At 48.8% G+C, this 25,127-nt stretch carries 23 protein-coding genes and 1 pseudogene; all 24 read left to right on the top strand.

Translation table 11 applies throughout. The annotated features are described in order from the left end of the window. Positions 1–34: 34 nt before the first annotated feature. The 24 genes and pseudogenes from ONB24_00305 to ONB24_00190 all read left to right on the top strand — a co-directional run bounded on the left by ONB24_00305 (position 35) and on the right by ONB24_00190 (position 25,124). Entirely contained in the window at positions 35–1,768 is a 1,734-nt protein-coding gene (locus ONB24_00305; protein ID MDZ7314540.1) for a peptidylprolyl isomerase, read from the top strand. Then, the gene (locus ONB24_00300) at positions 1,758–2,615 is read left to right on the top strand and encodes a peptidyl-prolyl cis-trans isomerase (protein ID MDZ7314539.1); all 858 of its coding nucleotides are present in this window, start codon (positions 1,758–1,760) and stop codon (positions 2,613–2,615) included. Before ONB24_00305 ends, ONB24_00300 begins: the two co-directional genes overlap by 11 nt. A 2-nt stretch (positions 2,616–2,617) precedes the next feature. Continuing rightward, positions 2,618–3,910: a peptidylprolyl isomerase gene (locus ONB24_00295; protein ID MDZ7314538.1), complete on the top strand. Its 1,293-nt coding sequence runs from the start codon at positions 2,618–2,620 to the stop codon at positions 3,908–3,910. A 34-nt stretch (positions 3,911–3,944) separates the two neighbouring features. Next, entirely contained in the window at positions 3,945–4,598 is a 654-nt protein-coding gene (locus ONB24_00290) for a DUF4159 domain-containing protein (protein ID MDZ7314537.1), read from the top strand. Then, on the top strand, positions 4,595–7,936 hold the full coding sequence (locus ONB24_00285) for a hypothetical protein (GenBank protein ID MDZ7314536.1): 3,342 nt from the start codon (positions 4,595–4,597) through the stop codon (positions 7,934–7,936). Before ONB24_00290 ends, ONB24_00285 begins: the two co-directional genes overlap by 4 nt. Next, a complete protein-coding gene (locus ONB24_00280) occupies positions 7,917–9,752 on the top strand; it encodes a tetratricopeptide repeat protein (protein MDZ7314535.1) in 1,836 nt (611 codons plus the stop codon). The genes ONB24_00285 and ONB24_00280 overlap by 20 nt, the downstream gene beginning before the upstream one ends. After that, positions 9,749–11,017, top strand: a complete 1,269-nt coding sequence (locus ONB24_00275; protein ID MDZ7314534.1) for an asparagine synthetase B — start codon at positions 9,749–9,751, stop codon at positions 11,015–11,017. Before ONB24_00280 ends, ONB24_00275 begins: the two co-directional genes overlap by 4 nt. Before the next feature lie 25 nt (positions 11,018–11,042). After that, positions 11,043–11,444 carry a secondary thiamine-phosphate synthase enzyme YjbQ gene (locus tag ONB24_00270; GenBank protein ID MDZ7314533.1) on the top strand — a complete coding sequence of 134 codons (402 nt, stop codon included), beginning with the start codon at positions 11,043–11,045 and terminating at the stop codon, positions 11,442–11,444. Between the two features lie 215 nt (positions 11,445–11,659). Beyond that, the gene (locus ONB24_00265; GenBank protein MDZ7314532.1) at positions 11,660–12,433 is read left to right on the top strand and encodes a class I SAM-dependent methyltransferase; all 774 of its coding nucleotides are present in this window, start codon (positions 11,660–11,662) and stop codon (positions 12,431–12,433) included. Further along, a complete protein-coding gene (ftsE, locus tag ONB24_00260; GenBank protein ID MDZ7314531.1) occupies positions 12,430–13,077 on the top strand; it encodes a cell division ATP-binding protein FtsE in 648 nt (215 codons plus the stop codon). The genes ONB24_00265 and ftsE overlap by 4 nt, the downstream gene beginning before the upstream one ends. 1 nt (position 13,078) lies before the next feature. Continuing rightward, complete coding sequence (locus ONB24_00255; GenBank protein ID MDZ7314530.1) at positions 13,079–13,930, top strand: ABC transporter permease; 852 nt, start codon at positions 13,079–13,081, stop codon at positions 13,928–13,930. 97 nt (positions 13,931–14,027) lie between these two features. Then, positions 14,028–15,083, top strand: coding sequence for a heat-inducible transcriptional repressor HrcA (hrcA, locus tag ONB24_00250; GenBank protein ID MDZ7314529.1), 1,056 nt, complete (start codon positions 14,028–14,030; stop codon positions 15,081–15,083). Between the two features lie 6 nt (positions 15,084–15,089). Then, positions 15,090–15,617: a nucleotide exchange factor GrpE gene (locus ONB24_00245; GenBank protein MDZ7314528.1), complete on the top strand. Its 528-nt coding sequence runs from the start codon at positions 15,090–15,092 to the stop codon at positions 15,615–15,617. A 10-nt stretch (positions 15,618–15,627) separates the two neighbouring features. After that, entirely contained in the window at positions 15,628–16,749 is a 1,122-nt protein-coding gene (dnaJ, locus tag ONB24_00240) for a molecular chaperone DnaJ (GenBank protein MDZ7314527.1), read from the top strand. 237 nt (positions 16,750–16,986) lie between these two features. Beyond that, positions 16,987–17,199 (top strand): annotated as a pseudogene (locus ONB24_00235) (helix-hairpin-helix domain-containing protein). A 23-nt stretch (positions 17,200–17,222) separates the two neighbouring features. Beyond that, positions 17,223–17,999, top strand: a complete 777-nt coding sequence (locus tag ONB24_00230) for a hypothetical protein (GenBank protein MDZ7314526.1) — start codon at positions 17,223–17,225, stop codon at positions 17,997–17,999. Positions 18,000–18,096: 97 nt separating this feature from the next. Continuing rightward, complete coding sequence (gene pilM, locus ONB24_00225) at positions 18,097–19,047, top strand: pilus assembly protein PilM (GenBank protein ID MDZ7314525.1); 951 nt, start codon at positions 18,097–18,099, stop codon at positions 19,045–19,047. A gap of 15 nt (positions 19,048–19,062) precedes the next feature. Next, a complete protein-coding gene (locus ONB24_00220; GenBank protein MDZ7314524.1) occupies positions 19,063–19,950 on the top strand; it encodes a hypothetical protein in 888 nt (295 codons plus the stop codon). 60 nt (positions 19,951–20,010) lie between these two features. Further along, positions 20,011–20,550, top strand: a complete 540-nt coding sequence (gene rsmD, locus ONB24_00215) for a 16S rRNA (guanine(966)-N(2))-methyltransferase RsmD (GenBank protein MDZ7314523.1) — start codon at positions 20,011–20,013, stop codon at positions 20,548–20,550. A gap of 2 nt (positions 20,551–20,552) precedes the next feature. Further along, positions 20,553–21,035: a pantetheine-phosphate adenylyltransferase gene (gene coaD, locus ONB24_00210; protein MDZ7314522.1), complete on the top strand. Its 483-nt coding sequence runs from the start codon at positions 20,553–20,555 to the stop codon at positions 21,033–21,035. Continuing rightward, a complete protein-coding gene (gene pta, locus ONB24_00205) occupies positions 21,032–22,009 on the top strand; it encodes a phosphate acetyltransferase (protein ID MDZ7314521.1) in 978 nt (325 codons plus the stop codon). The genes coaD and pta overlap by 4 nt, the downstream gene beginning before the upstream one ends. Before the next feature lie 77 nt (positions 22,010–22,086). After that, the gene (locus ONB24_00200) at positions 22,087–23,220 is read left to right on the top strand and encodes a pyridoxal phosphate-dependent aminotransferase (GenBank protein MDZ7314520.1); all 1,134 of its coding nucleotides are present in this window, start codon (positions 22,087–22,089) and stop codon (positions 23,218–23,220) included. A 94-nt stretch (positions 23,221–23,314) separates the two neighbouring features. Further along, complete coding sequence (locus ONB24_00195; protein MDZ7314519.1) at positions 23,315–24,418, top strand: tetratricopeptide repeat protein; 1,104 nt, start codon at positions 23,315–23,317, stop codon at positions 24,416–24,418. 238 nt (positions 24,419–24,656) lie between these two features. Further along, positions 24,657–25,124: a hypothetical protein gene (locus ONB24_00190; protein ID MDZ7314518.1), complete on the top strand. Its 468-nt coding sequence runs from the start codon at positions 24,657–24,659 to the stop codon at positions 25,122–25,124. Positions 25,125–25,127 lie beyond the last annotated feature (3 nt).

The following is a 25,127-nucleotide window of genomic DNA, read 5'->3' as shown; positions in this document are numbered from 1 at the left end:
ATACAAATTTCTCAACGCATCGATGGAGAAGGAGATGAAAAAGGGTCGGTTACTGCAACGGTTGTTTTTTCTTTTTGCTTTGGGGGTTGTCCTTCAATGCGGTGATTCTCAAGTGGCGGCCCGCGTCGGCAATCACGTCATTTTATTGGAGGACGTTATTCAACTCGCCAAAGAAAGCAGTCGTTCAAACGGTCCCTTTTCCTATGGTGTGTTATGGGACAATACCAATCAGCTTGTCGAAGATGAGCTGATCGCGTTGGCTGCGCGCAGGGAAGGATTACAAAAATCCGAGGACATTCAGGAACGTCTAGTAACATATCGCGACGGACAAGTGTATGCCGCAGTGATAAAAGACAAAGTTATTGATAAAATGATTCCCGACGACATGGTCAGGGAAAAATACCGTCGCCTGAGCAAGGAATATCACGTCAGGCACATTTTCATTCCCAAGCCGAAACTTAAGAAAAAAGATGATCCGGATCGTTCACCTGAAGCCAAGGCGGAGCTCGAGCAATTGCGTCGGCGTTTGCTGCGCGGTTTTTCATTCGAAGAGGCGGCCAGGCAATTTTCCAAAGATTCTTTGAGTGCAGGAAAGGGCGGAGACTTGGGCTTCCTGCGATGGGGAGATCGTGGATATGACGATGCTTTCTTTAAAGCCGTATCAAAGCTGCGGCGCGGGCAAATTTCTCCGGTGGTGGAAACAAAACGCGGCTACCATCTCATCAAATTGGAGAATGTCCGCCGGACGCAACAGCAGTCTTTCGGCAAGGTCAAAGAGGATCTTCGCACCAGCTTCTATCGTCCTATGAGCAGGCAATTGGACAGCGCCTATAATGCGTTCGTCGACAAGATCGAAAAATATTACAAAGCCGAATATCCTGCCGCTTCGCAGGATTCTCTGCTGCAATTCTTTCTCAATGCTCCGAAAAAGAACATCGATCCGCGACGGGATCCGTTGGTCTTTCTCGATTCTCTGACGGCGGAACAGCGTTCATTGCCGCTGGCCGTTTTTAAAGGCGGAAAATTTACCGTCGAAGATGCGGTGCGCGCCTATGAAAAGATTTCTCCCCGTCGCAGACCTTATCTCACAACCGCGAAAGAAATCAAGACCTTTCTCAGCCGTAACGTTCCCCGGCGCTTGATTACCCGTTACGGTTATGAGAAAGGCTATGATAAAAGTCGGGAGATAAAAAAGCTCGTACAGCGCGAAGAGACAAAACTTCTTGCCGATCGCCTACGGCGCCGTGAGGTGTTTGACAAAATAACCGTTACGGACGAAGAGATCGAGCAGTTTTATCACCAAAACAGACACATTTTCGAAAAAGGTGCGCAGGTCCAAGTGCGGCAAATTGTCGTCAAAGACGAAGCGCTTGCCTATGAAATCTATGATCAACTGCAAAGCGGAGCCGATTTTGCAGAACTCGAAGCCGCCTATAACGAGGACTTCGAAACGAAAGAAAACGGCGGCCTCATAGGTTGGCTTTCGACGGAGGAAAAGGGCGCCGTAGCGAGAACCGCCGCCAGACTCACTGCAGGAGAGTACTCAAAACCCTTAAAAATTGCCACCGGCTGGGCCATCATTCAGGTTTTGGATCGTAAAGAGGGCGGACTCTTGGATCTGCAGGAAACGCTGCGCAAAGCTCGGCGGGAATACCGTTTGGCCCGCCAAAAAGAATTGATGGATGCCTGGCTGAATCAACTGAAAGCGACGACGCCTATTGTAATCAACAAGTCGATTTTGAAAAAGGAAGCAAATCGTGCAGCTTAATTACAAGGGACTTTGGGCGGCGGCGAGCCTTCTTGTTGCCGTCTTTTTTTCATGCGGCAAAGGGTCGGGGAAAAGCTCTTCTCCGATCGTTGCCGAAGTCGGCGACGTCAAATTTACAATGGCCGAGCTCAAGGAGGCTTTGCCGCAGCCGGAAGGAGTAGAAATTTCGGAGGTTCAGGCGCAGAATTATCTTCAACGCTGGCTGGACAAAGAAATCATTTATCAACAGGCTCTGGAGGAAGGTTTTACCAAGGATCCGGAAGTCAGAAAAAAGCTCCGCGAGATTGAACGGGATTATGTGTTTGCATTGTATATCAGAAAGAACATCGATGAAAAGGTGACCGTCAGCGAGACTGAGCTCAGAACCTATTATGACAGCAAAGGCGGCGAGTTCATCAGGCCTGAAAATTTTTACGATCTGCAAATCATCTTTACTCAAAGCAGCGCAAACGCGGATGAGGCGTTTCAGCGACTCAAAAACGGCGAGAGTTTCGGCATCGTGGCCAAAGAGCTGTCCGAGCACGAAAGCAAGAACGCCGAGGGGCGTGTGGAAAAGGTGCCGCTTTCCGTTCTGCCCGAAGCGTTGAAACGCAAAATTCCCACCATGAAGCTGGGTGAAATCAGCCAACCCATCCAAACGCCGATCGGCTACTATGTGGTCAAATTAGCGGCAGTTTATCCGCGGGGCGAAAAGCAGTCTTTCGAAGAAGCGCGCAAAGCGGTCGAGCAAAAAGTAAAAGCTTACAAACGCGATCAAGAATACAATCGGCTCCTTAATGAATTAAAGGACAAAAGAAACGCATCAATCAATTGGGGCGAGCTGAGATCTTTGTATAATAAGGAATAGACATGAAAAAATTTATTCTATTTCTCTTTCTATTATCGATGTTGACGGCTGGAGCACAGGACCTTTTGGATCGAATTGCAGCCATTGTTGACGATGAGATTATCTTGGATTCCGAAGTCACCCAAACGGCCTGGCTGATGGCTTCGCAAATGGGTATAGATCCGGTGCGCGATCCTGCTCAATTCCAAAAAATGCGCAGAATTGCGTTGCGCAATCTGGTGAATAAGGAGCTGCTCGTTATTCAGGCCGATCTCGATACCATAAAAGCCGATGAACGACAAGTGGATGCCTATTTAGAGCAGCAGATGCAGGCTGCCATCCAACAGGCAGGCGGTGAGAGTCGGCTGGAAGAGGCGCTGGGGATGCCTCTCTCACAGATACGGCGCAATTACCGCAAAGAAATTGAGAAGGAACTTCGCGCGAACACCGTCCAAGAGAAAAAGCTGTCTAAAATCAAATTATCACGCCGAGAGGTTCGCCAATTCTATGAAAGCAAGAAAGACTCGATCGGCAGAATCAATGAAAGCGTGGACATCAGCCATATTTTAGTGGAAATCAAGCCCGGCGAATCGGCGCGCCTGGAGGCTCTGGACCGCGCTATGCAAATACGCCGGCGATTGTTGACGGGTGCTGATTTCGCAGAATTGGCCAAAGCGGTTTCGGACGATCCGGGCTCGGCAGAACGCGGCGGAGACCTCGGCTTTGTCTCACGTACCGATTTGGTGCGCGAATATGTCGAAGCAGCCGTAAAACTTCAGCCGGGGGAAATATCAGATGTCGTCGAGTCGCAGTTTGGTTTTCACATCATCAAGATGGAAGAGAAGCGCGGGGATAAGCTTAGGACCCGTCATATCTTGGTTGCCATAAAGCCGAAGCGTGAAGACGAGTTGGCTGCGGCGGAAAAGATCAAGCGAATTCATCAGGAATTGATGAACGGTGCCGATTTTGAGGAAATGGTGCTCAAATATTCCGACGATGCATCCACCAAGAATGACAAAGGCCATCTTGGTCGATATGAAGTTGAACAGCTGAGACGAATGGCAAAGGAATTCGTCTTTGCGCTGACCGGCCTAAAACCGGGCGAAATCAGTGACCCCGTAAAGACCTCTTACGGTTTTCATATTCTCAAACTGAATGCCCGCGAACAGGCGCGCGAATTGGATTTTGATAAGGATTACGATCGAATCGAACAGGCGGCGTTAAATTATAAAAGGCAGCAGGAGCTGCAAAAGTGGCTCAATGAACTGAAAAAGCAGGTCTTTGTAGAAATTAAAGATCCTGATTTGCAGGAGTAGGAAGGAAACTGCCGCAATAATGCCGTGTCGACGGATGACAATCTGGCTCTTGTTTATTTTGCTGTCCCAGCTGTCTGCTCAAGAAGCGACAGAAGGCCGATTCGTCATCGCACGTCTCAAATACTCCGGCGGCGGAGATTGGTATAACGATCCCTCGATCATTCCCAATCTGCTTCAATTTTTGCGCGAGAACACCACCGTTCCGGCTGCCAAGGATGAAATCCGTATTTCTTTGATGGATGAGGAGCTCTTTTCCGTACCGTTTCTATTTATGACCGGCCACGGCCGCGTCGCTTTTTCCGATCAGGAAGTGGAGCGGCTTCGCAAATATCTCACTTCCGGGGGATTTCTTTACGCCGATGATGATTACGGCATGGATGATTCTTTCCGAAGGGAAATGGCCCGCGTTTTTCCGGATAAGGAGATGGTAGAGTTGCCTTTCTCTCACGAGATATACCACTGTCATTTTCAGTTCCCGACAGGGCTGCCGAAAATTCATGAGCATGACTCCAAACCGCCCAAAGGCTATGCTTACTTTCACGAAGGCAGAATGGTCGTTTTCTATACTTACGAAAGCAACATCTCCGACGGCTGGGCGGATGCAGATGTACACGGTGATCCCTTCGAGGTGCGCGAGCAGGCCCTGCAGATGGGAACGAACATTGTCATTTACGCTTTGACCCAATGAAACCGCCGGCAACGACATATCTCAAGCTCACAAAACGGCTGAGTCAATACCGGCGTCGCACTCTTTTGGTTATCGGCAGCCTCGCCTTTTCCCGTATAGTGCTTTTTTCTTCTATCGTCCTCCTTGTTCTTGCATTCTGCCGTTGGATGATGCAGGAAAAGCTGTCCCTCTCGTTGGCTTCATTGTTCTTTTATTCTGCCGTGCTCGGCTGTGCCTTTTATTTTCTTCGTCCATTTTTCAGAAAGGCTCTGCAGCCCTATCAGGCCGCACAATTGGAAGCTGCGGCACAAGTCGGTGCTTTATTGCAGGGCATTAACGACAGACTTGTAAATGCTCTTCAGCTATTCGAACAGTTCGAGCGCGACAAGGGACGATATTCTCCGTCCCTAATGGAGGCCGCGCTGACGAAAACTGCCGACGACCTTGAAGGTGTTGACTTTAGGCGCCTTGTCGAGACACGAGCCGCAAAAAGAGCTTTACTCTATGCAGCCTTTGTTATAGCTTTGAACGCTCTTGTCTCGATCGGTATTCGTCCGTTGGCAGTCAATATGGCCTTTATTGCACAACCTTGGAAAGCACCTGAGCGCCAAGCGGTTCGCTTTATTGTTCATCCTGGAGACGCTGTCGTTATCAAAGGCCGACCGATCGTCATAACGGCCTGGGCTTCAGACAGTACCCTCGCACAGATTATATTGACGCTTAAACAACAAAGCAGAACAGAACGGCTTATCCTTCAAAAGGCGGACGACGACTCGTTTCGATACACTCTGCAGGCGGTTCGTGATTCGCTCGTCTATTTTGTTGCCGCAGGGCCGCAACGGTCTCGCCTGTTTCACATATCGGTTATCGAAAGGCCGATGCTGAAAAATCTTCAGGTTCAAGTCAAACCGCCGGCTTACTCCAAACTCCCTGCTTATACGCTCGAAGAAAATATCGGTGATGTAACTGCTCTGCGCGGCAGTGCAGTGGAATTAACCGCCGTCGCGAGCATTGCTCCGGAACGGGCATCGATCTGCTTCTCTGATTCGAGCCGTTTGCCGATGACCTTAAAAGGGCGCAGGATGACGGCGGCCTTTCGTCTGGAAAAGGAAGTCGATTATCGGCTGGAGTTTGTCGATTCTTTCGGCAACACGAACGATGCCCCCTTGACCTATCGTCTTAGAATTTTGCCCGATGCGCCGCCCGTTGTGCAAATCCTTTCGCCTGCTCAGGACATCAATTTGGGCGACGATATGACGATTCCGCTTTTAATTGAAGCACAGGATGATTACGGGATTTCGCGGCTCCAGCTTGCATACCAAATCGTTACCGGCGGCGAGGGCGAGGCCGACTCGGCGGCCTTTTCTTTTCTACCTATTGAAACTTCCCTAAGCGGCAGCTCCGTGCGGGTAAACTTGAACTGGAACGTGAATGATCTCGACATGTTTCCTACGGACGTGCTTTATTTCTTTGTCCGAGCTTTCGACAATGACCAAGTCGGGGGGCCTAAGAGCGGCAAAAGCGCCGTCAAGAAAGCGCGCTTTCCGTCACTTTATGAAATGTACCAGGAAATAACCTCCAGGCAGGAAGAAGCGACGGACGTTTTTGAACAGGTCAGGCAAAAAACCCGCGATTTGCGCCAAAAAGCCGAGCAATTGTCGATGCAACTGAAGCGGGACCAAGGCCTGGATTGGCAACGAAAGAATGAGTTGGAAAGCGTTCTGCAGAAACAAGAAGAGATTCGCGAACAGATTGCCGAAACGGCTCGTCAGCTCGAAGAGACGGCAAAACAAATCGAGCGCAGGGACTTGTTTTCTGCCGAAACTATGAAAAAATTTGAAGAAATTCGCGAGCTTTACGAGCAGATTCTGACGCCGGAGCTGGAAAAGGCGCTCGAAAGGATGCGCGAGGCCATGGAAAGGCTCGATCAGGAGACGATCAATCGGGCTATGCAGGAGCTCATGGAGAGATTTGAGGAGTATGATAAAGCCCTGGATCGCACCATCGCTCTTTTAAAGCAGCTCAAATTGCAGCAGCAGATCGAACAAGCGCAAAAGATTGCGCAAGATTTAGCTGAGCGTGAGGAAAAGATCTCCCGCGATGTCTCTCAGTCTTCGGACCGAGCTAAATTGAAAAAGGAGCAGGAACAGATCAACACGGATGCCGCTCAATTGGAAAAAACCCTCCAAGAGCTGGATGAACAGCTGGGCAAGAGTCCTTCGCCGCTGCATGATGCGCTTCAGGAGCTGTCCAGTCCGAAATTGAAAAGCACTCTTAACCGGCTTGCAGACGCTTTCCAAGAAGGCAGGCTGGAAAAAGCCTCACAGGATGCGGCGGAAGCAGCCGAGTCTTTTGAATCGGTTGCCGGCTCCTTGGCAAAAATGAGCGCTATGATGTCCGGCGAAATGCAGCGGCGCGCGCTGGAAGCGATGCGCAAAACCAGCCGCGATCTATTGGCACTATCGCAGCAGCAGGAAAACTTGATGCTGCAGAGCCGACAACTGGCACGCAACAGCGCTGCTTTTCCGGAAACAGCGGAACGGCAGGCGGAAATCAAATCGGCCCTGCAGCGGGTGGCGGAAGAGACCGCCAAAGTAATGAAGGAAAATTTTGGTATTCAGAGCCAGGTTTCTTCATCCATGGGCAAAGCCATGCGGCAGATGGACGAGGCTATTCGCCAATTGGAAGCTCGGGATCAGCGTGCAGCGGCGCAGCGCCAGCAGGAGGCGCTCGCAGCACTCAATGAGGCGGTTCGCCGCCTGCAAACCTCGATGCAGGCCATGATGCAGCAAGGCGGAGGCGGCGGCATGAGTTATCAACAATTTCTCCAACAAATGCAGCAATTGGGCGAGTCACAGCAGCGCATCAACCAACAGACTGAGGAGCTTTCCTCCAATCCGTCCTTTCTCGGCATGCAGGCGGCCATGTCGCGGCTCGCTGCCGAACAGCAGCAGGTGCGCAAGTCCATGGAAACCCTGGCGCGCGAAGCAGCGGGTATGCGCGAAATTCTCGGCAGCTTGGACAAGATTGCCGAAGATATGAAAAAGGTCGAGGAAGATTTGTTTTCGCAGCAGATTACGCGCGACACGATTCAACGGCAGAATCGCATTTTGTCGCGGATGCTGGATGCACAAAAGTCGGTCAACGAGCGCGAATTCAGCCGCGAGAGGCAGGCGGAAACTGCCAAGGCGTTCACACCGCAAAACGCGGGCAAGCTCCCGTCAGATCTTGGTGAACATAGCGACGAGCTGCGCCAAAATCTTTTACGCGCAAAACAAGAAGGTTTTAGCCGCGATTATTTGCAGATTATCGAGCAGTACCTTAACATCTTGATTCGCAATGAAACGGAAAAACCATAGACTTTGGAAATGGCAGGCGATCGGCTTTTTCGCCGTTCTTTGTCTCCACGCCCAAACTCTTCCTCAGCAGGAAGTTCAAAATCTTCGGCGTCTGGCCGACGCATTTGAACAAGCCGGTTTGTATGCGCAGGCGGCAGACTATTATATTCGTCTCGGTTTGGCCAATCCGGCCGATCTCGGCGCTTATTTGGGTGCCAAGAGAACCTGCAAAGAGGCAGGAGAATGGAACAAGCTCCGTGATTTTATTCAGGCCTTACAAACCAGGCGCCGCGATGTTCGTTACAGTATCGATTTGGCATGGGTAGATTATCATACCGGTAAGGACAAAGAGGCAAAGGCGGAATGGCGGCGGATTATGGCGGAAAATCCCAAAGACGAAAGCATGTACGCCATCCTCGGTCAAACTTTAGAGGAAGTCGGCTTTTATGAGGAGGCGATTGCGGCCTACCAAACCGCACGAGCGCAGCTTAACCGGCCGAGTGCATTTACCTTCGACCTTGCACGGCTTTACGCTACGGTAAAAAAGCCGGAAGAAATGATCAATGAATATCTTCTGCTTATGCAGGAAAATCCGCAGCAGTCTGCTTTTGTAAGAGAGTCTTTTCTGCAGAATCAAATAGATGTCGAAAAAGCGCTGTCCATTCTTCGCAAAGCGGAAAAGCAAAAGCCGGAACTCGCTTGGGCTGCGGCTTTACTACGAACCGATTTAACGGTCAAGAATTCCCGCTATGAAGAGGCTCTGCAGAGTGCCGCTGCTTTCGAATCATTTCTGTCCGCTCTTGCGGGAAGCAAAAAATCGCCGCCGATTCATCAGGGCGAAATACTTTATGAACTTGCCGAAGAACTCTTTCGCGCCGGTCTAACGGCGGAGGCGGAAAAGGCGCTGCTGTTGATCCTGCAAAAAGAAACCGAAACCCCATACGTACCGGCCGCTCGGAGAAAGATGGCGCAGGTTTATTTGAACCGTAGGCAATTTCGCGAGGCTGAAGGCGTTCTGCGCCAAATCGGTGAAACGGCCAGGCAGCGGACCGAACGGGCGGAGGCATATGAACAGCTTGGTAAAATCTACCTCGAACAGTTTTTCGATTTTGCCCAAGCTGAAGCCGCTTTTCAAAGCAGCCTTAAAGAACAAACCGACGAGGAAAAGAAAGCGGCACTGATGCTGCGCCTGGCCGAATGCGCAATGCTGCGTGGTGATTTTGCCACGGCGCAAGAGCGACTGACGTCGGTTCGTGCTCAAACCAACCCAAACGGAGTAGGATATATCGAGGCTATGTACCAAACAGCCAAACTGCAGCTTTATAAAAATGACTTTCGCGGTGCTAAGGAAACAGTCCAACAGACGCTTCAGGCTGCTTTGAGCGGAGAGAGCCTTTTGCTTGAAAACGATCTCCTGCAGCTCTCCATGCTGCTCCAGGACGCGCAGAGCGATTCCGTCGGTGCCTCCGTTTGGGCTCAGGCCGACCTTCTCCGCTGTCGCGGTCGATTGGAGGAAGCAAGAGAGTTGCTCTCTAAACGGCTGGCCGAAGCGCCGTCGGCTCGGTTTCGCGACTATCTGCAACTGCAGCTGGCGCAGATTTTCACGGATGAACAACAGTATGACCGCGCAGTTCAAGCCTACAAAGCCGTTTATGAAAACGAAAAATCGCCCTACCGCGATTACGCCCTTTTTTCGATCGGGGCGCTCTTGGAAACAAGCGGTGATAAAATGAATGCAAGACAGTATTATGAAAAGCTCCTGGCTGAATTCCCCGCCGGAATTTATCTCGATGAAGCGAGAAAACGCATTCGAAGTTTTGAAAAGGAACTGCCATGAGACGGTTGCGAGTTCTCCTGATGGCCGCATTCCTTTGCACCTTCCCCATTTCCCTGCACGCGCAAAGGCTCTTAATTCCCATGGATCTGACGCAAACCGATCATCTCAAAGCCTACGGCGCCGCTTATTGGGCTTTGACCAAAGGGATGACCGTCGAATGGCTGCTCAATTATTTGGGCGGCGCATTTTTAAGCGATGCTTCGCCCGAGATGGAGCGAATGCTGCGGGTGCGCGGCGTTTCTTATCGGCTAATTTCTGAAGCGGAAGCGGCGCAGATTTATGCGACGATCGAGCAGGAAAATATGGAAAAGGTAATTCTCGAAAAGGCGCCGAAAATCGCCGTTTACGCTCCGCCCAACAAGCAGGCGTGGGACGATGCCGTTATTCTTGCGCTCGAGTATGCCGAAGTCCCCTTTGATGTAGTCTGGGATCGCGAAGTGCTTACCGGCGCGTTGGAACAGTACGACTGGCTCCATCTTCATCACGAAGACTTTACAGGTCAATACGGAAAGTTTTATGCCAATTATCGCCACGCCGACTGGTACCAGGACGAGGTCGCTAAAAACGAAGCTATGGCGCGTGCCATGGGTTTCAGCAAAGTGTCGGAACTGAAAAAAGCGGTGGTGATAACCATCAAAGAATACATCCGGCGTGGAGGGTTCGTCTTTGCCATGTGTTCGGCAACGGATACGTTCGACATCGCCTTGGCGGCGGAAGGAGTCGATATCGTCGAATCTGTATTTGACGGCGATCCCCCCGATGCAAATGCGGCTCAAAAATTGGATTATTCCAAGTGTCTGGCTTTTGAAAATTTTCGTATTGAGACCAATCCTTTGATTTACGAGTATTCCGATATCGATATCCCTCCCAGCTATGCTCCTGCTTTGCGAGGAGCTGAAGCGGACTATTTTACGTTGTTCGAGTTTTCCGCCAAATATGATCCGGTGCCGACCATGCTGACGCAAAATCACGTCAATGCGGTCAAGGGATTTATGGGACAGACGACCGGCTTTCGCAAATCGTTGATCAAAAAAAACGTGGTCATTTTGGCCGAGGCAGAAGGCACCGAACAGGTCAAATATTTGCATGGAAACTTTGGTAAAGGAACTTTTACTTTTTACGCCGGTCATGATCCGGAAGATTATCAACATCTGATCAACGATCCGCCGACACAACTCGCCCTGCACAAAAATTCGCCCGGTTATCGTTTGATTCTCAACAATATTCTCTTTCCTGCTGCGAAAAAGAAAAAACTAAAAACTTGAAGGGTAAAGAATCCTGGAGAGAGGAATGGTCCTTAAACGCATAGGACTGCGTACCCGGCAAAGAGTTCAGTTCATCGACATCGATGACCAAATCGCGCAAATTGTGCGGGAAAGCGGTGTCCGCTCCGGCATCTGCGTTGTTTTCGTCCCCCATACCACTGCCGGGGTGACGATTAATGAAAACGCAGACCCAGACGTAGTTAGAGATATAATCATGTCGTTAAATAAGCATATCCCTTTTGAGGACGGCTATTATCACGGCGAAGGAAATTCAGCCGCCCATATCAAGTCTTCGCTCATCGGCCCTTCCTTGTCTTTGATTATTGAAGACGGCAGAGTTGTCCTCGGCACCTGGCAATCCGTCTATTTTTGTGAATTCGACGGACCGCGCGAACGCACTTTTTACGTCAAAATCCTCGGGGATTGAATCGGTTCTTTTCTCCTCCCATACTTACTAATCAGACAGCCAAGCATCATGGCACCGGCAATGCGTTCTTGTTGATGCCGCCGCGCAAAGCGGTTTTCTCAAAAAGCCCCGCGGCTGACAAGTTTCAGCTGGCTTTAATCGGGCTTTCATATCTGAATACGCTTTAATTCCCTAAATCCGTTGGCTTTTTACCGATTTCTCTGTATATTTTTTCGATGCATTGGGATGACGGCGGGCAGCTGAAAATAGAAACGGCGCCTTATTCGGTTTTGGCGTTGATTTATGACCAGGTCATGAGCCATGTCGATTATGCGCTTTGGGCGCGCTATATCGAGCAGTTGCTGAATAAATACTGTCCAAAGGCGCGACAAATAATCGACCTGTCCTGCGGCACCGGCACCTGCTGCGGACACCTTTGTCGTTTGGGCTTTCAGGTCGTCGGCATGGATGCCTCGCTTGCCATGATTAAGAGGGCAAGAGAAAAATACCGCGGTACCAAAATCAATAGTGTCTTTTTTTGCGGCAATATACTTTTTCCGCCTTTTAAAAACTCTCAGGTAATGATCTCGCTTTACGACAGCATGAATTATTTAATGACCGAAATTCACTGGCGAACCTGCTTGGCAAACATTCATAGAGCATTGGCGGAAAACGGCCTGTTTATCTTCGATGTTAGTACTTTATATAACAGCCGTCGCTACTTTCGGAATTATGAAGAAGTGAGAAGTTTTAAAGGAGGCTCTTATCGCCGCATCAGTCGTTTTTCCGAGGAAGATTGTGTGCAAATGAACGATTTCGAAATTCGGATCGAAGGCCGGCGCGAAACATTTATCGAGCGACACCGCCAAATGATTCGGCCTTTGGGGGAAATTAAAAAGTGGGTCTTGGAATCAGGCTTTCAGCTGATGGCGGCATATCGGGATTTTACTTTTGTAAATGCGGGCGAACGCTGTGAAAGAGTTCATTTTGTACTGAGGCGCAGGTCATGATCGAGCTTAATCACGTCAAGGTCGTTTATCCGACCGGTGACGGAGTTGAGGATATCACTTTCCGCGTCGCGCCGGGAGAGATGGTGTTTCTGGTCGGGCCGAGCGGCGCCGGAAAATCGACCGTGCTGAAGGCTATTTATCTGGAAGAAAAGCCTGTAGAAGGCTATGTCCTCATTGGAGAATACGATTCACGCAGCATCAAGGACAAGGAAATACCGTTTCTGCGCCGCAAATTGGGGGTGATCTTTCAAGATTTCAAATTGCTTCACGATCGGGATGTGTTCAGGAATGTTTCCTTCGTTCTTGAAGTCACGGGTCGACGGAGTAAGGATATCAAGCGCAGGGTTTTGCGCGCCCTGGCTGAGGTTGGATTAAGTCACAAATCGCGCAAATATCCCTATGAGCTGTCCGGCGGCGAGCAGCAGCGGGTTGCAATAGCCCGAGCCATTGTCAATGAACCGTATGTGCTGCTGGCGGATGAACCAACCGGCAATCTTGACCCGGTCACCTCGGAAGAAATCATGGAAGTATTGACGCGAATCAATGCCCGCGGCACTTCCATTTTGATGGCGACTCATAACGAGGAACTGGTCCGCAAATATAAGGGCAGAGTGGTAAGAATCAGAAACGGCAGATTGGAATAAGATGAACGGGTTCATCTACAGCATCAAAGAAGCTTGGGAAGGGTTCAGCCGAGCGCGAATTTCCACTGTTGCAACCATTTTTGCCGTATTTTTTCTCATTTTTCTTCTTTCGTGTCTTTTGGTGCTGTCGATGAATGTCGAGCATATTGTTCGTACACTCAGTCTGCGGCAGGATATTCAGGTCTATATCAATAACGCCGCAAGTGAAAAAAACATTATGGATCTGAGGGCGCGCATCGCCTCTAAGCCGATCGTCGAAAGTGTACAGTACGTCTCAAAGGCGGACGCAGCGCGTGAATTCCGCCAGGTTTTTGGAGATGATATCCTCTCTCTGTTGGAAGATAATCCCCTTCCCGCCTCTTTCCGCATCAAAATTAAGCGAAAGTATCTCCAGGAACCGGAAATTCGCGAGTTTATCAAAGAACTGCAGAAGGAAAGGGGCGTTGATGAGGTCGTGTATCAGCGCAGCTCAATAGAGGCCCTGGAGCGCTTTTCTCGCTGGTCTCATCGCGTCATTTTGGCGGCATTCTTTTTGGTCTTGGCAGGTTCTTTGTTTATGGTCTCGAATACCATACGGCTGATCATTTACGGACGTCGTTCCATCATCGAAACGATGAAACTTGTCGGTGCAACGCATGGTTTTATAAAGCGGCCTTTTCTCATCGAAGGGATGCTGCAGGGAGTGATTGGAGGCGGTATTGCCGCCGCACTATTATGGGCGGTGTGGAAGATCATCGAATGGAGATGGCCGGGTTTTGTTTTCGTTCCGAATGAAATCATAATCGGCGCTCCGCTTACCGGATTGATTTTCGGACTGATCGGCAGCTGGTGGGCGGTAAAGCGCTATTTATGATAAATTTGACGTCGATTCAAGGGGGCAAATTTCCCTTGACAAGGCGCTTTAAAATCATTAACTTAAAACAAATTTAGAAATATAGATTCTTTAAGATATGACAAGCGAAAAAATCAATACCATCGAATTAACGCCGCGCGAACGGCAGGTTTTTTTAGCTGTCGTTCACGGCTTTATTCAAAACGCTGAACCGGTCGGCTCGCGATATATTTCCAAGCACTATAATCTCAACCTGAGTCCGGCGACAATCCGCAACGTCATGACGGATCTGGAAGAAAAGGGTCTTTTATGCCAGCCGCATACTTCGGCAGGACGCATTCCAACGACGCAGGGCTACCGGATTTACGTCGATTCGTTGCAGGATCGCGGCGAAGCGTTGACGCCGCGGGAACGCCGCGTCATTCTGGAAAAGCTCAGACGCTTTTCCCAGGATGTCGAGATGATCATCAGCGGCGCCGCCACTGTTTTGGGCGAGATTTCAAGTTTGTTGGGGATCGTTCTATCGCCAAAATTCAAGCGGGGTAAGGTCGCCAAGATCGATCTGGTGCAGCTGGCCTCGCAAAAAGTGCTGTTTATTCTTCATGTCACCTCAGGAATTGCCAAGTCCGTAATTATCGAAATCGACAAGCAATTTCCGGTCGATTTTCTTGTCGATACGGCGCGAGTCCTTAATGAAAGGCTATACGGCATTTCCATCGAACAGCTCACCGAGGGGCTGAAAGATCGGTTCCTCGATCTGAGCGAAGCGCAGCGCAATTTGATCGATGCCATTAAAGACTCAACCGGTCGGCTCATCGCTTATGAGCCGGAAGGCGATTTCTATTTTTCCGGTGCGAAAAACGTCATTACAAATCCCGAGTTTGATTCGCGGGAGAAAATTGAAAAAATATTGGAACTGCTCGACCGGAAGGATATTCTCGTCCGTGTAATGTCGGATCATCATACCAACGGCGTCAGCATTATTATCGGCGAAGAGCATAAGGAAGAGCTGATGCGCAACTGCAGCCTCATCACGACCAAGTATTCGATCGAAGGGGCTGAAGGAACGCTCGGCATCCTTGGCCCGACACGTATGCAGTACGCCAAGATCATTTCGCTCGTTCAGTTCATGGCGGAAACTTTGAACTATATTGTTTCGAAAGAACTGAAATAGCTGCAGATGAATCAGGCTGAGACCGTACAAAACAACGTTGAGTCGATTGCCGCATCCAAGAAAAGGCGAAATTACAAAAAAGAATTGGAGGCGGCTTTGGCTGAACGGGACGCTTTGAAGGAGATGCTGCTGAGAACGGCAGCGGAATTCGATAATTATCGCAAGCGCGTTCAGCAGGAAAAGGCCGATTTGGTGGAATCGGCCAATGCGGGATTGATCAAAAAATTGCTGCCGGTGTTGGATGATTTGAATAGGTTGTGCGAATCGACAGCCGAAAAGGCACAGGAAGATCCTGTCCTTCAAGGGATCGAACTGATTCGCCGAAATTTCACCAAAATTCTCGAAGATGAAGGTGTGCGCGAAATGAAAACCAAAGGCGAACCGTTTGACCCCGAACGCCACGAAGCGTTGATGCTGGTGGAAGCCGAAGGGGTTCCTCCAAATACGGTGGTCGAGGAGCATCAGCGCGGATACGAATATAAAGAAAAAATATTGCGTCATGCGCGAGTGATTGTAAGCAAAGAAAAAGATTGATTTGAGATATATGGCCGAAGAAGATTATTATGAAATATTAGGCGTCAGTCGCGATGCGGATGCCAATGAAATTAAAAAGGCATACCGCAAGTTGGCGATGGAATATCATCCCGACCGTAATCCCGGCGATAAGGACGCGGAGGAAAAATTTAAAAAGATCGGTGAGGCCTATTCCGTGCTGTCCGACCCGCAAAAGCGCGCCCAATACGATCGATTCGGTAAGAATGGGACGCGCGGCATGGGCGGGTTTGAAGGTTTTGGCGGATATGCCGATCCTTTTGATATTTTTCGTGAGGTTTTCGGCGGCGGCTTTGGCGATATATTCGGCATGGGACAAGCGACGCGCCGCAGCGGGAAGCAGAGAGGGGCTGATCTTCAGCTTCGCCTTGAACTCTCATTGGAAGAGATCGCCAAAGGCACAAAAAAAACGCTAAAGCTCAAAAAATACGTCCTTTGTTCAACCTGCAGCGGCAAGGGTACCAGTCCAGGAACCTCAAAGGTGACCTGTCCCGCGTGTCACGGGCATGGTCAAGTGGCTTATCGGCAGGGATTCTTCACCATTTCTCAGACCTGCCGCCGCTGTAACGGTGAAGGCCAAATTATCGATCGTCCTTGTCCGGCCTGCCATGGAGAAGGCAGAGTTCGCGGGGAAGAAACGGTGGAGGTGGAAATTCCTCCCGGTGTTGCAGAAGGTCAGTACATCACCCTTAGGGGGAAAGGCAACGTCGGCCCGCATGGTGGTCCGCAGGGAGATGTATTGGTCTTCATAGAAGAGAAAAAGCATGAAGAGTTCGAGCGGGTCGGTGACGATATAATTTACCATCTCTACATTTCTTTTCCGCAGGCGGCGCTAGGCGCCGAAGTTGAAGTGCCGACATTGACCGGCAAAGCGCTTATCACCATTCCTGCAGGAACCCAGAGCGGCAAAATTTTGCGCATGCGCGGCAAGGGGCTGCCTCAGCTTAATTCGTACAAAGTTGGGGATCAATTGATCAAAGTGCATGTCTGGATTCCGACCAAATTGGGCGCGAAAGAAAAAAGTCTTCTTAAAGAGTTGGACCAATATAAAAGCATGCACCCGGATCGTGAAGACAAGTCGTTCATCGATCGGATGAAGGAGGCAGTTTTGTAAGTGTTTTCCTGGATGACGAAACAGGAGCAGCGCGTCATAATTTTTCTCATCTTTTCGCTTTTGCTTGGTTTTGGCATCAAACAAGTGCGGGAGCGATCGGCGTTGCAAGGCAAAAACGAAAAGTGGGAAATCCAAAAAGCAGCGCTGCTTGAAGAGTTTCAGCAGTTGTCGGAGGAGAAAAAAAGTCACCAAGATCAATTAACTGTAAATGAGCTGCCGAAGCAAAACCTGCAGGCGGCAAAAGAAAGATTGACGAAGAAAATAGATTTAAATCATGCAACAGCCGAAGAGCTCACAAGCCTTCCTAAAATCGGCCCGGCGATGGCCGAGCGCATTATACAGTACCGGAGGCAAAACGGCCCTTTTAATCGAATTGAAGATATTCGGAATGTCAAAGGAATCGGCCCCAAAACATTTGAACTTATAAAGGATTTTATTACAGTAAATTAGCACGCTTCTATCAGGAGGAACTAATGTCTAAAGACGTAAAGACCGCCGAACAGCACGCCAAGGGCTCTATTGTTTTGGAAATTTTAGCCGTAATTCTCGCCGGGCTGCTCATTTTCACGCTGACTTATCCGGCAAAGCTTTGGAAAGCTGAAGAAATAAACACCAAAATTTGCCGCGAAAACATGCAGCATATCTACTATGCTGAATTAACCTATTTGGACAATTTTTTGGTTTATACGGACACGCTGGAGAAAGCCGTTAATTTTATCTTGTCTGATCCGAGCGGCAAGGCGTTGCGCCGGTTTGCCAATCTGGATTCGATTTTGGGCCAGCAGATCATCAAAAAATTTAAAAAGATGCAGGATCTGGTATTCATTACCATAGACTCGGTCGATTCGATCAACGGTGCACCGCCGGAATACCTGGTCAAGCGGGGCAAGCATATTCCCGTCTCGTCTTTGATCGATTCCATGCTGATTTTCACCCGTGCTTTCAGCATCGATACCTCCGAAGCTTATATCATGGACTCGTTGCGGCGCGCCAGCCCGGCATTTGCTGCAAAGATTGACTCCATGGCCAGAGCAAAGCTGGAGAATCTGAACACTTGTCCCACCAATCATGAGCCTTACAACATCTATGTAAATAATGATTCCGCCATCAAAGTCATCAAAGTGTCCTGTCCGATTGACACTGCTTATATGGAGAGCATTAACAAAAGCTTTAAATACGGTTTTCTTGGCGGTTTAAAAATCGAAAATCACGGCAACATCGAGTTGGGCAAAGAGAGCTGGAAAGAATAACGGCAGTATAGCTTTTCGGCGCTCAAAATAGATCCTTGCGTCGATCCGAATGGTCGGATCGACGCAAGGAGCCGGATATGAAACAACGGGGATGCTGATGGATAATGAAACGGTTAGAGTTGGGGTCGACATTGGGCGCGATAAAATTCGTTTTATAGAAGCCGAATTTTGGAACGGCAAGTTGACCGTCACGAATGTGCAGCAATATTCCTTTCCGGTTGCTTTTGACTTTACTACCATCGGCGATTCCAAGTTCATTCCCCGTTTTGCTGAAATAATCGATAAAGCCTGCGACACATTCAGCCAAAAAGCCAAATCCGCATTTGTCTCTATCGATCGAAGATTGACCATCAAAAAGACCTTTGCCGTCGACAAAAAACTAACCGATGAGGAGATTCGGCAACATATTGAATGGGAACTCGAGCAGGTGCTGATTGCTCCCCGCGATGAATACAACGTCGGATACGAGCATTCCATTATCCCGATGGGTAAAGGCGATGTCGTAGTCTTTGTCGCAGTGCGGAAAGCTCTAATATCCTATTTGAAGGATATTTTTAAAAAATCGCGGCTGACTCTTGAAACGGTTGATCTGGATCTGTTTGCTTCTTTGCGTGCACTGCAGTTTGCTTATAAAGAAACTTTAAACGGTCTGACCGTGCTCCTGGAATTTACACGCGGGGGCGTAGGCTTTTCTATTTTATCAGATGGAAGATACGCTCTATCATCCGAAATGCCCCCTGTCGTAGATGGAAAAGACTTTTATTCCCTGTCTTCCGCGGAAATGGCCGATATTCTTCAAAAGGAAATTGATAAACTGCTCATCAATCTGCGCGATAACCTCGGTTTGATGAATTTAAGCCGAATTGCCGTTGCCGGAGAAGCTGCAGATAAGGCGTTGCTCAATGATTTAGAGCATATCTATCCGGGTAGCGCCTCCTTTTGGGTTGATCCTTTTGCTACCTGCTACAAGATGCTTAATTTAGAATCGCAACGGCTCATCGAAAACTATCCGCAAAGCTTCCTGGCGTGCATGGGCATGGTCCTTTAAAGCAAAGGGGCTTTTATGAATCTGTTGAAAGACAAGCGGGAGCAGGAAAACGAAGCGCCTTGGTCGCAAGGTCAAGATCCGGATTTTACTATCCCTCAAGAACCTATAAAGAGGCCCGGTTTTACGAGAGGGGCAAATAAACGGAATTCCCGTAAGGGTTCCTCTCAGAACATGGTGCTTGCCGCTCTTTTAGTTTTGCTCATCGTTCTTTTGGGTTATTATGTAGGCGTCGTAAAGCCGAAGCAGGCAATGAAAGCGGCGGGGTCAGATGAAGCGGCTGTTGCAGACACGCTCGGCGAACAACCATTACCTCCAAGCGTCGAAACAAAACAAAAGGAGGAGCCGGCTGTAAGTGAACCGCCGAAAACGGTGGAAGCTCCGCCTTTGTCATTAGATGTCAAGACTTCGGTCGGAGCGGCTGCCGCTGTTTTGAGAAGCGCCCTTCAAGCATGTGGAGAAAACGGCCGCATCACGGCATTTGTTTTAGATGACCAAAGCTTTTCGATTGAAATGGAGACCGGAGGCGCCGTTACCCAAACCGTCGTGGATGCTTTTCGGGCGGGCTTGCCGTCGATCGTTTCCGTCAATAATCCCGTCGTCCAAGGGCGGGCAGTCATGTTTACCGGAACTGCAACGGTGCAGGCAATAAACGCCGGAGTGCTCACCTCTGAATCGTGGGAAGCCGGCTTGAAGCAAATGGCCGGCAAAACAGGGCTGCAGGTGGTAAGCCTCTCTTTGCAGTCAGGACGCGTATTGTTTGCAAAATTTCGCGGCTCCTTGGAGTCATGCATAAATTTGCTGCAGGAGCTTGCCAAAGAGTCGGCAAGCGAAAAAATTGACAAAATCATTATTTCGACAATACCGACAAGCGATTATACTATCGTGCTTCGTATTCAGATGTAATTCAAAACCTTTTCTGCACCATAACTTTGTTTTCAGTTTGTATTGTATAAATAAATATAAATGCGAATTATTGCCGGCCAATTTAAAGGAAGGAAACTTTTTGCTCCGAAAGAAAGGAACGTCAGGCCGACATCAGATCGCTTGCGAGAAGCGCTCTTTTCCATTATAGGAGATAAAATTACCGGAGCAAAGCTTTTAGACCTTTTTGCCGGTAGCGGTGCCGTCGGCATCGAAGCCAAAAGCCGCGGAGCGCAAAAGGTTGTTTTCGTCGAAATCTCGGCACAGACGGCCAAGGAAATTCGTCGTAATTGCAATATAGTCGGTATGGAAGCCGATATTATTGTAGGCGACGCATTAAAGGCGCTGAGCAAAGAGCAACTTGGTGAGGAGTTCGACGTGATTTTTGCAGATCCGCCGTATGAATTTTCAGAATTTAGCGCAGTACTTAATAAAATCGCGGCAAATCGTCTTCTTGCAAAAGATGGTGTAGTTATTTATGAATCTTCTGCACGCATCGAGCCTCCAACCCATGAGTCCTTTCAAGTTATTCGCCAAAAAAAATTCGGCGATGCCCAATTAACCTTTTATCAATTATCTTGAGAATGCCAAAAACCGCAATTTATCCGGGAACTTTTGATCCGATAACTAATGGCCACCTCGACATCATTCAGCGGGCAGTTTTGCTTTTTGATCATCTCATTATTGCCGTGGCCACTAATCCCCAAAAGAAACCTTTGTTTAGTACGGAAGAACGCATCGATATGATTGGTAATGTGGTGGGCAACGATCCGCGCATCGAAATCTGCCGAGTAGACGGGCTCTTGGTAGAGTATGCCGAAAAACGCGGTGCGGTGGCCCTTATTCGTGGTTTACGCGCCGTTTCCGATTTTGAGTATGAATTGCAAATGGCGATGATTAATCGCAAGCTGAATGAAAAATTGATAACCGTATTTTTAATGCCGCACGAGCGGTATGCTTATTTGAATTCAAGCATTGTTAAGGAATTAGCCTACTTTAATGCTGAATTTGATCAATTTGTCCCCAAATACGTTTACAAAAAATTAAAGGAAAAGCTGAGCCAATGAACGTCATTGAAGAAATCCAGAGACGCGCTGCTGAAAATCCTAAGCGGATAGTTTTTTCCGAATCGACGGACGAACGGGTGCTGCGTGCAGTCGAAATTCTGCAGGAAAAGAAATTAGCGATTCCCATTCTTGTCGGAGATGAGGAAGCCACATTAAGTGCAGCAGAAAAGTTTAAAGCCGATCTTCGCGGTATTCAAATCATCGATCCGCAAAAAGATTCTAATCGAAATGATTTTATCAAGATCTACTTTGAAAAGCGCAAACATAAAGGGGTGGACATGGAAAAGGCCGCCATGGTAATGCAGCAGCCGCTTTTTTATGCGGCCATGGCTGTCCATGTCGGTCTGGCGGATGCCAGCGTAGCAGGTGCCGTTGAGACAACGAGCAATGTCCTGCGCGCCGCCATTCAGATTATCGGCACTGCAAAAGAGTATTCAATTGTATCGAGCACATTTTTGATGATTCTTAAAGACGGCACACCCCTGACCTATGCCGATTGCGGCGTGGTGCCGAATCCGACTGCCGAACAGTTAGCTGAAATCGCCATTGCCTCTGCCGAGTCCCATAAAAAGCTCACCGGACAGAAACCGTTGACAGCGTTGCTCAGCTTCTCTACTAAGGGAAGCGCGGAACATGAGCTTGTGGACAAGGTCCGCATCGCCACAAGAATTGCGCAGGAGCGACGCCCCGATCTATTGATCGACGGCGAGCTGCAGGCTGATGCGGCGCTGGTACCGTTCGTGGCGGCCAAAAAGGCTCCAGGAAGCTTGGTGGCCGGACAAGCCAATGTGCTCATTTTCCCTGATCTTAACGCCGGAAACATTGCTTACAAATTAACCGAGCGGCTGGCAGGCGCAACAGCTTTAGGACCGTTGTTGCAGGGGTTGGCTAAACCCGCCAATGATCTTTCGCGCGGCTGCAAAGCCGAAGACATCGTCAACGTCGCCTGCATCTGCAGCATTAAGGCCAACTGAAGGAATAAACCGCTATGCACGTTTCAAAACGACTTGCACAGATCCAGGAATCCCAAACCTTGGCGCTAACAAAAACAATGGCAAGGCTAAAGCGCGAAGGGAAAGACGTTGTATCTTTGGGCGCCGGTGAGCCGGACTTCGACACGCCTCAGCATATTAAAGAGGCAGCAATAAAGGCGATTCAGGAAGGGTATACCAAGTATACCCCTGTGGATGGCGCTTTTGAGCTTAAAGAGGCAATTTGCGACTGGATAAAGGCGGAACACGGAGCTGTTTATGAACCGAATGAAATTGTAGTAACCTGCGGCGCCAAGCATGCCGTTTATCAAGCCATCGCCGCAGTTTGTGATCCAGGAGATCAAGTATTACTGCCGATCCCTTATTGGGTCAGTTATCCTGAAATGATCCGCCTTGCCGGTGCTGAGGTCGTTGAAATGACGCCCCAAGACTCGACCGGCTTAAAGATCACGGCTGATCAGCTTGAAGCGGCCATTACTCCAAAGACGCGTCTTTTGATACTGAATTCGCCCAGCAACCCCTCAGGAGCCGTCTACAGCCGATCAGAGCTTGATGATTTGGCGGCGGTCATTCAGAAACACGATATCTATGTGATTTCAGACGAAATCTATGATAAAATCGTTTTTAAAGATCGATTTGCAAGCATGACGGTTTATGAGCAAATTCGCGACAAGCTGCTTTATGTCAACGGCGTTTCAAAAACATTCGCCATGACGGGCTGGCGAATCGGCTTTTTAGCAGCGCCGAAGCCTATAGCCGCCGCTGTCGCTAATTATCAAGGGCATACAACCTCCAACCCCACCTCCATTTCGCAAAGAGCAGCCTTGGCAGGATATGTTTCCGACAAGTCGTTTCTAAAAGAGATGGTTGCTGCATTTCATCAGCGGTGCGATTATGTATCCGAAAGGATCCGCCGCATGCCGCATGTCGGTTATGAACCGCCCCAGGGCGCTTTTTACGCATTTCCGGATTTTTCCTGGTATTATAAAGGTGAAATTAAAGACTCGATGGGCTTTTGCGCTTACTTGTTGGAAAACCATGGTGTTGCGATTGTGCCCGGCATAGCGTTCGGAATGGATACGCATTGTCGGCTTTCTTTCGCTACTTCGATGGCCAATCTCGAAAAGGCTCTGGATCGATTGGAAAGCGGATTAAAGGCGCTGACTCTATTATGCGCTCAACAAGATTATTAACATGCTGAAGAAGAGCCTAGAGAAGTTCCATCCCCGAATCTCATAAAGCATGTTTTAATTAACTAATCGCCCAAACTGTTACATGAGCATCGGTTTGAATAGCGAACTGGCAATTGCCGATCGAAAATTTCATCTGCAGACGAGCGTCGATGATCACCTGATCGTATCTTCCTTATTTGACGGCGGCGCGCTGGTCTTTAAAAAGCGATTCCCGATCGAAACCCAAACAGAATCCGATGCAGCGGAAAATCGAATCAATCGGATTCATGATTTAGTAAAGGCGGAGGTGGAAATGCTTTTTCACATCGCCGAAAAGGTGAAAAGCTCAAAGCATCTGCCTTCCATGCGCCGACTGGGGCATTTATTTTTTGAAAAGGGTTTTTACGCGGACGCCGTGGCTCAGCTTTCTGCAGTTATTGCCCATCAACCCGAAGATGAAGAGTTGCAGATTGAATTAGCGACTGCCCTCCTTTATGCCGGTGATGCGCAAAAAGCTTTAAATTATGCAGAGAAAGCGGCAGCTAAAAAGCCTTCTTATCCGGATCTGCAGCTTTTATTGGCAAAAATCAATTGGCGGTTGGATCGATTTGATAAAGCACGTGACTGCATCAACCAAGCATTGTCGCTGAACCCAAAATATTGGGACGCTTATTTTACGCTTGCTAATCTCCTAGTCGAAAGCGTCATTTCCGACCCGGTTCACGCAAATTTGCCGCCTCCGATCGAACGACTCAAAGAAGCCGAGCAGCTGCTGCGCAAAGTGCAACGGATGAGTTCCGATCTCCATGCTGACAAGCTTTTGGAAGCGATCGATAACCTAAAGCTCGGCGGAGAAGTCGAAGAAGCGTTGTCATTGTTGTCACAAGCGCGAAAAAGTGAACGCAATGGCAAATGGCTGGACAGCGAGTTTTATCTCAAATTTATGTTCGGCCAATTGGCCGATGAAGGGGGAGAGTTGGATTATTACATTCAGACCATCCAAAATGTATTGAAGGATAATCCGCACTATGCAGACCTCCATCACAGCTTAGGTTTGGCCTATTTGCTGAAGGCGTGGCTTTGCTTCGAAAAGTCGACGAAAGAATTCGAAAAAGCTGTCCAAATCAATCCCGACTATGAAAAAGCCAAGAAAAAGTTAAAGCTCATGCAGAATGACGGCCGCGGGCTTTTGATTCTGCTGCGGGCTGTTCTGAATTAAAACCTTCCTGATTCCTCTCTCACATATCTTTTTTCGTCAGATTTTTTCCTTGGAATAAGAATTGCAACTTTGATTTTGCGTCAAGATTTTGCTTGAATTTCTTGGTTCGAGATGATAGTTTGTATTCGCCGCGAACAGGTTATTCATTTTGAGACAAAAATTTTTGTTACGATAAATAAATCTTGAATTTTGTGCAAAAACGAATTGTTTTGGTATCAAACTAATGAAAGAGATTCTCATGAAGTTAAATTTGATCTGCTTTTTGCTCGGAATGAGCGTTTTTACCCTGCAATTGCGCGCCGAAAATAGAATTATTAGTGTGTTTTCGACGACGCAAAAACCGGCCGAACCGGCGGTGTACGAGCTAAAAGTAGCGTTCGATTCACCCATTTTGCCTACCTCCCGAATCGAAATTGTTTTTCCAAGCGGCTACAACGTAAGCGGCGTCACGCTTGCCGCTTCGGACCGCCTCGGCGGGGTTCTGCCTGTTAGTTTACGAGGAGACACATTGGTAATCGACATCCGTGGAGTTTCCGCCACACTTTTGCCGGGAGAAGAGTTCGATATTAAACTTGCTACATTACTCAATCCGATTCAGCAAACGGCTGCTGATAAGGTTGTCGTCATGCTGAAGCAAGGGAATCAGGAAATAGAGCGCGCCGAAAGCCTTTCGGCAGCTGAAAACAACGAATCAAAAAAACAGTGAAGG

This window comes from candidate division KSB1 bacterium, assembly GCA_034505495.1.
Classification (GTDB): Bacteria; Zhuqueibacterota; Zhuqueibacteria; order Residuimicrobiales; family Krinioviventaceae; genus Fontimicrobium_A.
This window is presented reverse-complemented; position numbering and strand designations above follow the sequence as displayed.